The sequence below is a fragment of the Hymenobacter jeongseonensis genome, from assembly GCF_015694725.1.
Lineage (GTDB): Bacteria > Bacteroidota > Bacteroidia > Cytophagales > Hymenobacteraceae > Hymenobacter > Hymenobacter jeongseonensis.
This window is the reverse complement of record NZ_JADQDQ010000028.1, coordinates 1-10,380: the sequence shown is the minus strand read 5'-3', so window position 1 is coordinate 10,380 and position 10,380 is coordinate 1. Positions and strand designations below refer to the sequence as shown.

Here is a 10,380-nt window from a genome sequence, read left to right as displayed (position 1 = left end):
AGCAAGCGATTGGGCGCGGCGCGCACGGCCGGGTCCGAGTTGGTGGTGCGCGGCACGAACGAGCGGGGCTGTTGGGCACGCAGGCCGTGGGCGTGGAGCACCCGGCGAATGCGTCCGCGGCCTACGGCATGCCCTTGCGCCTGCACTTCCGCCCGCAGCCGGCGTGTGCCGTAGCGCTGGCTATGATGCGCAAACGCTTCGCGCACGGCCACTTGCCAGGCAGGCTCGACCGGTGGGCGCTGCTGGCTGTGCCGCCAGGCGTAATAAGCGGCCGGGGCCACGCGCAGCCCCTGGCAGAGCTGGCGCACGGGCACCTGGCCAGCCCGCTGGGCAATGTGTTGGTAGGCGCTCACCGGGTCGGCTGGCCGAAGATGACCAAGGCTTTTTTTAAAATGTCGAGTTCCTGCTCGGCCCGTTTGAGGCGGGCCCGCAGGGCGCGCACCTCCGGGTCGCGGGCTACTTCCTCGCTGCCTACCTCAGCCACAAGCAGCGCCTGCTGCCAGCGGTAGAGCAGTGTGGGGCTGATGCCCAACTGCCGCGCCGCGGCCTGCGTGCTGCGGCTCTCGCCGGCTAGGCGCAAAGCTTCGGCCTTAAAGGCCTCGTCGTATTTACGCCGTTGGTCGGGCGACGCCCCGCTGGTTTTGGTTGCCATAACAGAAGAAATATACGTCCTTCTTCTGTCCGGCTTCACTAGACCACCTCACAGGCTCTCACAGACACCGGACCAATGAGCCGTTACCGCTTTATCAAGGCGCAGCGGGGCCACTACTCCGTGCGCCTGCTCTGCCAGTTGGTGCAGGTGACTGCCAGCGGCTACTATGCGTGGCAACAGACGCAGCAGCAAGCGGCGAGCAAGTCAGAGCCGGCGTGGGAAACCGCACTGGTCAAGGTATTTGGCGTGCATAAACGCTGCTATGGCAGCCGTCGGCTCCGCGCCGAACTGCGCCGCAAGGGCTACCGCGTCGGGCGGCAGCGGCTACGCACGGCCATGCGCCGCCGGGGCCTGCACACGCTGCAGCCCAAGGCGTTTACGCCGCGCACGAGCGATTCGACCCATGGGCAGCGCTGCGCGCCTAATCGGTTGCTAGACCAGCCGAAGCCCACTCAGGCCAACCGGGTATGGGTCAGCGATTCACGTATCTGCCGCTGGCCAATGGCGAGTGGGTCGTACCCGGTAGGGCCTACCTGTGCGCCTTTCAAGACATGGCCAGCAAGCAGGTGGTGGGCTGGCAGGTCGGGGCCACCATACCCAAAAAACTGGTTACCAGCGCATTAAACCGGGTATTTTGGTCCCAACTGCTCACGACGGGCTTGCTCGTGCACTCCGACCGGGGTGGACAGTATTGTGACAACGTCTACCGCAAACTGCTCCACGACCACGAAGCCGTGCGCTCGCAGAGTCGTCGCGGTCGTAGCCGGTAGGGCGACTGCTACGATAATGCCCAAGCTGAAAGCCTCTGGTCGCGCCTTAATACTCACTAACATCTGTTTCAACTTAGCACCCTAATCTATCCAGCGTAACTGGACCACCTCAGTTACCCCCTGTTGCCCCACACTTTTGATGCTATCCATTCTTCATGCTTTCGAATTCTTCACCCCCGAGGCCAGCACCACGCCCGCCATGCCGGCCGATAATGCGCTGATGGGCATGTTCCAGAAGTCGGGGAGGGTGGGGCCGAACAGCTGACGCAGGCCAAACAGTATGGCGGCCGTACCGCCAGCTATTACCCAGTAGCGACGCAGTCGGTGGTCCGGCACCTCAACCACCGGCATGCGTGGCAGGCGCAGGACCAGCCAACTTACCATCGCCACGCCCCCCACCGAGCTCAGCACATCCAGCACCGAGTACACCGTGAAGAGCGCAGCCGGCGGCGGCAGGTGTAAGGGCAGCGCTGAGTACGGCAGCCCCCGCAAGCTGCCCTTATGAGTGAGGCCGTTCCAAAGCAAATGCAAGAAGGCCCCCAGCAGGATGCTGGCCAGTACCACCACGAAGTGCCGCCGCCCTAAAAGATTGGTGCCGGATTTACCTGCTCACCTCTTCGTTGGCCCTGGCAGGCCCGGAACCACGCGCTGGTGCAAGGTACTATCCACAAGCCACTTGACGAAAACGCCATTCGAGTGGCAGTTCAGTAAAGAAACCGCACGGTTTCGCCCGCCCCCCCCGTGGCGTTGTCACGCCGGGCCGCCAGGCGGAGTAGGAGGTCTACCGCATTTTGGGTAGCACATTTCCGGGATAGCGAAAGGGAGAATAAATAATTTTGTTCCTGTACTTTCCTCGCTACTCATGAGCCCATACCTTACTCCAGCGACACAGCGTCCTACTGGCAGGAACCATGACGACGCCGGCCCCAATCTGTTCAAAACACGCGCCACCAATTTATTGATTGGCATTTTGCTGGTCCTATTGCTTTCCTGGCTGATGCTGGTGCAGCCTCTTCTGGCTCAAATTCCCCATTGGGAATCGGCCACTCAGTCGAAAGGAAGTGGCATTGGCCAGCTTAAAAGCTTGGCTGTGGATGCCAAATGCAATACTTATCAAGTAGGATTTTTTACGGAAAGCATCCAATTTGGCAACACCACGCTGGTTAGCCGGGGGCGGAGCGATGTTTTTGTGGCCAAGCTCTCCTCGGCTGGCACGTGGGACTGGGCCGTGGCCATGGGCGGGGCGGGCAGCGACCAGGCGGCGGGCGTGGCCATTGACGCCACCGGACGCATTTTCATCAGCGGGAGTTTTAGCCAGCAAATGCAGCTTGGGCCGGTGCACCTCAGCAGCCAAGGCAGCATGGACGTGTTTGTGGCCCAGATAAGCCCGCAAGGCACCTGGCAGTGGGCGGTAGCGGCGGGCGGCAGCGGCCTGGACCGGGCCGTTGCCCTGGCCACCAGCCCCACCGGCGACGTGGTGGTGGGGGGACAGTTTGCTGGGGCCGCTACTTTTGGCACCCATCAACTCATGAGTAACGGCGGCGGCGATGCCTTTGTGGCCCGGCTTGCGTCCACGGGTGTTTGGCAGTGGGTCATCGGGGCCGGGAGCTTTGACAACGATGAAACCAGCGCCTTGGCCCTCAACGCAGCTGGCGAGATTTACGCGACCGGCTATTTCAGCAATACCGTCCGGTTTGGGGCCTCCCTGCTCAGCGGGCGGGGCATGGACGATGCCTTCGTGGGCAAACTGAGCCGCGGGGGGCAGTGGCAGTGGGCCACGGCAGCCACCAGCACCAACACGGCCTACGGCAAAGGAATTACCGTGGACCCCGCCGGCGGGGTGTTCGTCACGGGGTCGTTTTGGGGAGATGCCCAATTTGGCGCTACCCGGCTAACCAGCATTGGCGCTACCCGGCTAACCAGCAATTCCAGCGACGACGGCTTTGTGGCGCGGCTCAACGAGGCGGGGCAGTGGCAGTGGGTGACCGTGGTTGCCAGCGACAACCTGGAGAGCATCATCGGGATTGCCCTCGACAGAATGGGCAAACTTTTCGTGGCCGGTACGTTTAGCCGCAACCTTCACGGCGGTTCCTTCCAACTCACCAGCCGCGGCCATCAGGACGTGTTTATCGGGTATCTGGACCGCCAGGGCGCCTGGCTGGGCTTGGTGGCCGGGGGCGGCACGGCTACCGACGAGACGCAGGCCATGGCGCTGGCACCCAGCGGGCAGGTAGTTGTAGGCGGAAATTTCAGCTCGGCGGCCACGTTTGGCGGCATACACCTACAGTCCGGTATTCCGACCGCGCAGGTATGCGTTGCCCGGGCTTCTGTTCCCCAACCCTGAACCCAAAGCATCACCAAACGCAGGTCTGTAAACCAAGATATTAGACAAATAAAGTCTGAGCATAACATGAAAAAAAAACTACTATTTGCGCTGACTACAATGAGTTTGCTAGCTGGCGCAGGCACCCAGGAATGCTTTGCTCAGGCGGTTCAGGCTCCTACTTTGGGGGCTGCTGCCACCTACGGGTTGCTCACCATCTCTGGCAACCTTGATAACACCGGGTCAACCACCGCTATTGTCGGGGATATTGGCACGGGCCAAGGGACAGTAACTGGCTTCGAACCAATTATGTATACAGGCGAATTGCATAATCCAGCTTCTGAGGATGCCATTAAAGGAGTATCCGACGCGTATAGTTATTTGGCTGAAGACGTTGTTGGGGGAACGGCACACGGCACGACTTTGGGCAGTGAAACCCTAACCAAGGGGGTTTACGTGTTGAACGGTTCATCGACCCTGACGGGCGACTTGATTCTTGACGGCCAGGGCGATGCCGACGCTTTGTTTATCATTAAAGTAGCGGGCGCCCTTTCGACGACAACCCCCTCCAATGTGCGGCTCATCAACTCTACTTCCTGGGAGAATGTGTTCTGGCACGTAACCGGCACGGTTAGCCTGGGTGCAGATACCAGATTCAGAGGCACTATCGTGGCCAACGACGACATTACCCTCCTGGCCAACGCCGTGCTACAAGGCCGGGCCCTGACTCAGGCCGGCGACATTACCTTGAGCAGCAACACGGTTACTACCTCCCAGGTGTACCTGCCGGTAGAGCTTACCAGCTTTACGGCTGAGCGCCGGGGCGAGCAGGCCCTATTGCGCTGGTCAACAGCCACGGAGCGAAACAACGTTTATTTCGCCGTGCAAAGCAGTTCCGATGGCTTGAAGTACACCACAATTGGCAAAGTGAAGGGACAGGGCACCACCAGCATGTCGCATGTATATGCGTGGACTGATACGCGCGCCGACCGTTATCCAGCGGGGGTTATCTACTACCGGCTGGCGCAGGTGGATACCGACAGCTCAAAGCACTATTCGCCGGTACGCACCATAACTGCCGCCCCACTGGCGGGCCTGCAGGTTCAGGTGTATCCTTCGCCCTCTCAGTTGCCGTGCAGCCTGCGCATCAATGCCAAACAAGCTGGCTCGGCCACCCTGCGCCTGACCGATGGGCTTGGCCGCCTGGTAGCCCAGCACCAGCACCAGCTGCTGGCGGGCAGCAACTGGCTCCCTCTGGAAGAAGCCACCACCCTGGCCCCGGGTGTATACCAAGTGCAGGTACAACAAGGCGCGGTGCGCCAAACCGTCCGGCTGGTGCGCGAATAGCCGCGCCTGTCCGTTGCCTGGGCCCAGCTGGCAAAAGCCGGCCTACCACCCTTCTCGCAAGCCACTACCTCTTTTCAAACAGCCAGGGCGGCGCCAAACCGTCCGGCTGGTGCGGACCGTTGCCTATCCGGGTACCGCCGCTGCCAACTGAGCCTGCCTGAACAACAGGATTTGTACTCTTTATCCCCAATCTTATTTCCGGTGCTCATGAAAAAAACGATACTCCACGTTACGGCGCTGCTGGTGCCGTTACTCCTCGGTGCATTGACCGGCACCGGGCAGACCGTTACCGACCCTTCGGCAACGGTAGGCTATGATGACGCCAAAAAGGCGACCGCGAAAATCCCCTCCCTCCCTGCGCCCGCTGGTAGGGCCGCGCTGGTTACCGGCAAGGCCAGGACGCCGGCCAGGGCTAAAGCGCCGGCCCAGCGAGCCAACGCCGATTGCTTCATCCCCTTTGATGATACCTACATCGCCCTGCCCCGCAACGACGACGGGTCTTTCGGTCCCGTTGCGCTGCCCTTCGAATTTCGCCTGTATGGGGCGGTCTACAAGCAGGTGTGGATTAACACCAACGGCAACTTAACGTTTGCGGCGGCTTACAGCCGGTTTTCGCCGGCGGGCTTCCCTTCGGCGGTGCCCATGGTGGCGCCCTTTTGGGCCGATGTGGACACGCGCAACGCGGCCAGTGGGCAGATTCATTACAAGCTCAGTGCTACTAACCTAATTGTGACCTGGGACAACGTGGGCGCCTACGGCAACATGGCCGAGAAGCGAAACACCTTCCAGGCCATCATTGGCTCTGACACCGATACCCTGCTCGAGCCGGGCCAGAACGTGAGCCTGCGCTACGGCGATATGCAGTGGACCACAGGCACGGCATCGAGTGGAGTGGGCGGGTTTTCGGGCGTGCCGGCCACGGTAGGCGTCAACAAAGGCAACACCCTGGACTATATTCAGGTAGGGCGCTTCAACCTCGATAACTCAGCCTACGACGGCCCGGGCGGCGCGTACGACGGTGTGCACTACCTCGATGGCCAATGCTTTGCGGTGAACGTGAGCGGGGCGGGCAATGTCCCGCCCTCGGCCAGCAACCTACCGGTCAACAACACCGTGAACGTGGCCTGCGGCCAGACCGTCACGCTGGACCCCCAGTTTTTGGGCCCTGAAGTGAACCAGACCGTGACGGTGGATGTGAATACGGGCAGCTTGTGTAATACCTCCGTGACCACCACTACCACCGGTTCCACGGCCCGCGCGCACATTGTCATAACGGGGGATGCGTGCAATGTGGGCTCGCACCCGCTGGTGCTCACGGCTACCGACAACGGCAGCCCCACCGGCGTTACCACTATCACGCTAAACGTGGTGGTAGCGAGCTGCTGCGACCTGCAGATGACCGCTGCGCCTACCCCCGTAGCCTGCCCCGGCGGCAGCGACGGCGCCCTGGACCTGATGGTGAGCAACGGCGCGGCCCCGCTCACCTACCGCTGGAGCAACGGCGCCACCACCCAGAAGCTGGCGGGCGTGCCCGTGGGCACCTACACCGTTACGGCCACCGATGCCAATGGCTGCTCGGCCACGGCCACCTACACCCTGGGCCAGCAAGACGAGCTGGCCCCCACGGTCCGGACCCGGAATATCACACTGCCGCTGAATGCCGCCGGTGCCGCCACCCTGGCGCCTACCGACGTTGACAACGGCACCACCGACAATTGCGCCTTTACCCTGTCCATCGACCGCACGGCCTTCGACTGTGCCAACCTGGGCCCGAACACCGTGACCTTGACGGCGAGCGATGCCGCCGGCAACGTGGCCACCGCCACTGCCACCGTCACCGTGGTGGATACCACCGCTCCCACGGTGCGAACCCGCCCCGTTACCGTTTACCTCAATGCTGCGGGCCAAGCTACCCTGACGGCGGCGCAAGTGAATAACGGCTCTTCGGATGCCTGCGGCGTAGCTTCCATTACGGTTGGCACCACTGCGTTCGGCTGCGCCAACTTAGGAGATAACACCTTGGACGTCAACGTCACCGACACGCACGGTAATGCTGCTGCTGGTTCCGTGGTCGTAACCGTGGCCGACACCCTTGCCCCAATCCTGAGTGGCCTGCCCGCCAATACTTCCGCCACGGCATCGGCAACCACTTGCTCCGCCATAGTGCACTGGACCAATCCGCAGGTTGCTGATAACTGCAGTGCAACGCTTACCTTCTCGCATCCAAGTGGCGCGGCCTTTCCAGTAGGCCAGACAACGGTTGTCCTGACCGCTACCGACCTTGCGGGCAACCGCACCAGCCGCTCCTTCCAGGTAACGGTAGTTCGCGACTCGCTGCTTGCCACCGTGAGCAGCCCCACCTTTGGGCCCGGCGCCACCAACCAGAACGGTTCGTCTGCCAGCTACCAGGTGAGCTGCTTTGGAGGACGCACCGGCACCGCAACGGTCAGCGTGAGCGGCGGCTGCCAGCCGTACGGCTACCATTGGAGCACCGGCCAAACCACGGCCACAGCCACTGGGCTTGCTGCCGGCACCTACACCGTGACCATCACCGATACCAACGGGGCGCGGGCAACTCGCAGCATCACGCTGACGCAGTCCCCGGCGATGGTGGCCACGGCCAGCGTCACTCCGCTCACGACATTCAGCGGGGCCTTACCAAACACTATCTACCGCGGCTATGAGGCCCAAAGCCTGACGCTCACTGGAGCCGCAACCGGCGGCGTCGGGGAGCATACTTACTCCTGGGCCCCGGCCGCGAGCCTGAACCGGACGACGGGCAGCACGGTTACTGCCAGCCCCACCGTGACGACGACTTACACCCTCACCGTCACCGATGCGAATGGCTGCGCAGCGGCGACGGCTACTGTCACCGTGAATGTGCTGGATGTGCGGAGCGGCACCAAAAAGGACAAAGTTCTCGTGTGTCATAACGGCCACGAAATCAGTATCTCAGCCGATGCTGTGGCCGCCCACCTTGCGCACCCCGGCGACAAACTGGGTGCCTGCGTGGGGGCCGCCGCCCGCGATATCAGCCCTGAGGCCAGCCCCGCTGGCTTGGCGCAAGCCCCGCTGCTCGAAGCCTATCCCAATCCTTTCAGCGCCAACATGACCATTCATTTCCGCCAGGTGGAAACGGCACCCGCACAAGTTCGCCTCTACGATGGCCAGGGGCGTATCGTAGCCGTGCTATTCGACGGAGTAGCGGAGGCCGGCCGTGACTATTCGGTTCCGCTAAACGCCGAAAATCTGGCCACGGGCATCTACCTCTGCCGGTACGAAAAACTTGGCCAAAGCATGGTGAAACGGCTTGCCATCGTCAAGTAGAGCACTGCTAAACAATGAGTTTATAATAATTAGCTGCAGCAGAAACCGGTTAACGAAACACCTCAAGCAGGTGTTCGTGAAGGCCTGCATCCCGATGGTTGAACCAAAATTCAACCCCGTTCAAAGACAACAGAAGCATGTGCCAAAGCCCGTCTCCGCCCCCCCGGGGACGGACTTTGGCATAGCAGCGTTGTCTACCCTCGGCGATTACTCTGCGGCCTGCTTATCAGCCCGGTGGGGCGTTCCGTTTCCATGAGAGAGCACCTGCTTTTCCTTGACTTTGGCTTGGCACGTGGACCGTGCTTAGCTAGGGAGTGTTTACAGTTAGAGCCAGGTCAAAGTGGCAATCAGGCAACAGCTAGCGAAATAGTTGGCGGCGCGTTTATCAAAGCCGCTGGCCAAGGCCCGGAAGCGCTTCAAGCCGTTTATAGCTCGTTCAATCTGGTTTCGTTCTTTACAAATTTCCGCCTCGTGTTCAGGGCTCATGCATCAAATCTAAGGAGTAGTCGCACGGCAGTTTTGGCGGGCGCAGGTCAGGAGCTGGGGCCTGTAGTTATCGTTCCAGCCCGCGTTCCGTCGGCGGGCGCGCAGACTTCCAGGCTGGTGTTTTCCTTGCTGCAAGAGGTTGAAAGCCAGCTTGCGTAGGATGGCGAAGTTGCGGGTCGCTACCCGGTCGCGACTGCGAGCCTCGTCCTCGAGGAAAACGACATCCAGCACCCAATGCGGGATATTTTCGATGGCCAAGTGGCGGCGAATGGCTTGAATGAGCATTGCGGGAGCATCCGGGCAACTGGTCAGGTAATAGCGCCACTCCACGTGCGTGCCCGGCAGGTGCTGCACCTGCCGGATGGTTTCGACCGCGATGATGGCCCGCAGGCCCGGCCAGGTGCGTAACGCCGCTACTTCGTCGCTCAACGGCAGCACGCAGGCTCGGCGCCGCACCCAGCGCATCGAGTGCAACAATCGGGTTATATAACTGCAAGACAATGATTTATACAGGAATAGCAGCCAACTTCTGTCCTTTACCTTGCACGCCTACTTGCTCCAGGCTCAAACCCTGCTCGGTGGCAAACGCGCTGACGACGTGCAGCGAGCCCTGGGCGCGTCCCCGGTCAAAGGAGCAGCGCACCGTCTTGCCGTCGATGGCCATGACCTGACGGGGCAGAGGGGGGCGGTGGCTTGTTAATCGCCTGCTCGCGCCGTAGAGTTCATGCTGCCAGCGAAAAAGGGAGTGGCAAGGCAGTTTAGCGGAACGGTGGTGACTTGAACTTAGCCCCGTTCAGAGTAAGGAGAGTTACAAAAGTCTGATGGCCCGCAGGGCCTTTGAGATTAGCAAGTCCGGTTGGTACTCGTTGTAGGGCAAGGGAAGGTCCGCCGGCAGTTCTTGGGCTCCCAGAAACTCGCCGGGTCCGAGGGCCGCGTAGCACGGGCGCTGCTGCAAGGCCGCTTGCAGGACGGCGTTGCCCACCCGCACGTAGTCCACTTCGGTGGGGGTGTGGCCGCGTTCGGGGCCACTGCCCGAGAGCTGAAATAAGACGCCGTCCCCCGCGGCCGGGGGCAGCTCGTCCAGGCACGAGCACGTCGGCAAGTGCGGCGGACAGGGGCCGGTCACGTACAACGGAAGGTCCCGGCCACGCACGGGACTCACGGAGAAAAAGAAGTGCTTCTCCGGTGTGATGTCGTGGGCCACCTGCTGCACCAGGGCCCGGGCGGCGGCGGGCAGGTGGCCCGTGGAGTCCTTTAGCCGTCCCTGGCGAACTTCGAGCGAGGCGGGATGCGTCCGGCCCGGAACGGTCAGGGCGTACAGGCGCCCGATGACGGGGCGGTTGCGTTCGTAGGCGTAGTAGGACCAATAGGGGCGGCCGCGGAAGCGATAGACGTGGTTGAGGTGGTCTAGCTAAGCCGGACACAATTGGGACGTGGTTTGGAGTTGGGATTCGAAGTGGTTGGGCGATTGATAG

At 61.7% G+C, this 10,380-nt stretch carries 10 protein-coding genes and 1 pseudogene; 5 read left to right on the top strand and 6 right to left on the bottom strand.

Going from position 1 to position 10,380, the window contains the following annotated elements; genetic code table 11:
* Together I2I05_RS22410 and I2I05_RS21705 are read right to left on the bottom strand one after the other, a co-directional pair.
* Nucleotides 1-353 (bottom strand): IS3 family transposase (locus tag I2I05_RS22410; RefSeq protein WP_196284372.1); only part of this gene is annotated, 353 nt, incomplete at its 3' end.
* Nucleotides 350-652: a transposase gene (locus I2I05_RS21705; RefSeq protein ID WP_196284371.1), complete on the bottom strand. Its 303-nt coding sequence runs from the start codon at nt 650-652 to the stop codon at nt 350-352. The genes I2I05_RS21705 and I2I05_RS22410, both read right to left, overlap by 4 nt.
* Before the next feature lie 75 nt (nt 653-727).
* On the opposite strand from I2I05_RS21705, the pseudogene I2I05_RS22510 reads away from it, so the two are divergent.
* Together I2I05_RS22510 and I2I05_RS22080 are read left to right on the top strand one after the other, a co-directional pair.
* Nucleotides 728-1,012: pseudogene (locus tag I2I05_RS22510) on the top strand (IS3 family transposase); the annotation flags it as partial.
* 107 nt (nt 1,013-1,119) lie between these two features.
* Entirely contained in the window at nt 1,120-1,422 is a 303-nt protein-coding gene (locus I2I05_RS22080) for a DDE-type integrase/transposase/recombinase (protein ID WP_230688480.1), read from the top strand.
* A 153-nt stretch (nt 1,423-1,575) separates the two neighbouring features.
* Here I2I05_RS22080 and I2I05_RS21695 read toward each other — a convergent pair whose 3' ends face one another.
* Complete coding sequence (locus I2I05_RS21695; RefSeq protein ID WP_196284369.1) at nt 1,576-1,986, bottom strand: DUF4184 family protein; 411 nt, start codon at nt 1,984-1,986, stop codon at nt 1,576-1,578.
* A gap of 298 nt (nt 1,987-2,284) precedes the next feature.
* Here I2I05_RS21695 and I2I05_RS21690 point away from each other — a divergent pair, with 298 nt between their 5' ends.
* From I2I05_RS21690 to I2I05_RS21680, 3 genes are all read left to right on the top strand, one after another.
* Nucleotides 2,285-3,766 carry an SBBP repeat-containing protein gene (locus I2I05_RS21690; protein ID WP_196284368.1) on the top strand — a complete coding sequence of 494 codons (1,482 nt, stop codon included), beginning with the start codon at nt 2,285-2,287 and terminating at the stop codon, nt 3,764-3,766.
* 66 nt (nt 3,767-3,832) lie between these two features.
* Entirely contained in the window at nt 3,833-5,092 is a 1,260-nt protein-coding gene (locus I2I05_RS21685; protein WP_317192397.1) for an ice-binding family protein, read from the top strand.
* A gap of 207 nt (nt 5,093-5,299) precedes the next feature.
* Entirely contained in the window at nt 5,300-8,419 is a 3,120-nt protein-coding gene (locus tag I2I05_RS21680) for a nidogen-like domain-containing protein (RefSeq protein ID WP_196284366.1), read from the top strand.
* A gap of 495 nt (nt 8,420-8,914) precedes the next feature.
* Here I2I05_RS21680 and I2I05_RS21670 read toward each other — a convergent pair whose 3' ends face one another.
* The 3 genes from I2I05_RS21670 to I2I05_RS21660 form a co-directional block, all read right to left on the bottom strand.
* Complete coding sequence (locus tag I2I05_RS21670; RefSeq protein ID WP_196284364.1) at nt 8,915-9,382, bottom strand: ISAs1 family transposase; 468 nt, start codon at nt 9,380-9,382, stop codon at nt 8,915-8,917.
* Between the two features lie 28 nt (nt 9,383-9,410).
* Entirely contained in the window at nt 9,411-9,569 is a 159-nt protein-coding gene (locus I2I05_RS21665) for a hypothetical protein (protein WP_196284363.1), read from the bottom strand.
* Between the two features lie 144 nt (nt 9,570-9,713).
* Complete coding sequence (locus I2I05_RS21660) at nt 9,714-10,109, bottom strand: hypothetical protein (protein WP_196284362.1); 396 nt, start codon at nt 10,107-10,109, stop codon at nt 9,714-9,716.
* Nucleotides 10,110-10,380 lie beyond the last annotated feature (271 nt).

Excerpts from the sequence above, each read along its gene's own strand:
- I2I05_RS21690 (WP_196284368.1), top strand. The coding sequence starts at position 2,285 with ATGAGCCCATACCTTACTCCAGCGACACAGCGTCCTACTGGCAGGAAC.
- I2I05_RS21705 (WP_196284371.1), bottom strand. The coding sequence starts at position 652 with ATGGCAACCAAAACCAGCGGGGCGTCGCCCGACCAACGGCGTAAATAC.
- I2I05_RS21665 (WP_196284363.1), bottom strand. The coding sequence starts at position 9,569 with ATGGCCATCGACGGCAAGACGGTGCGCTGCTCCTTTGACCGGGGACGC.
- I2I05_RS21680 (WP_196284366.1), top strand. The coding sequence starts at position 5,300 with ATGAAAAAAACGATACTCCACGTTACGGCGCTGCTGGTGCCGTTACTC.
- I2I05_RS21685 (WP_317192397.1), top strand. The coding sequence starts at position 3,833 with ATGAAAAAAAAACTACTATTTGCGCTGACTACAATGAGTTTGCTAGCT.
- I2I05_RS22080 (WP_230688480.1), top strand. The coding sequence starts at position 1,120 with ATGGGTCAGCGATTCACGTATCTGCCGCTGGCCAATGGCGAGTGGGTC.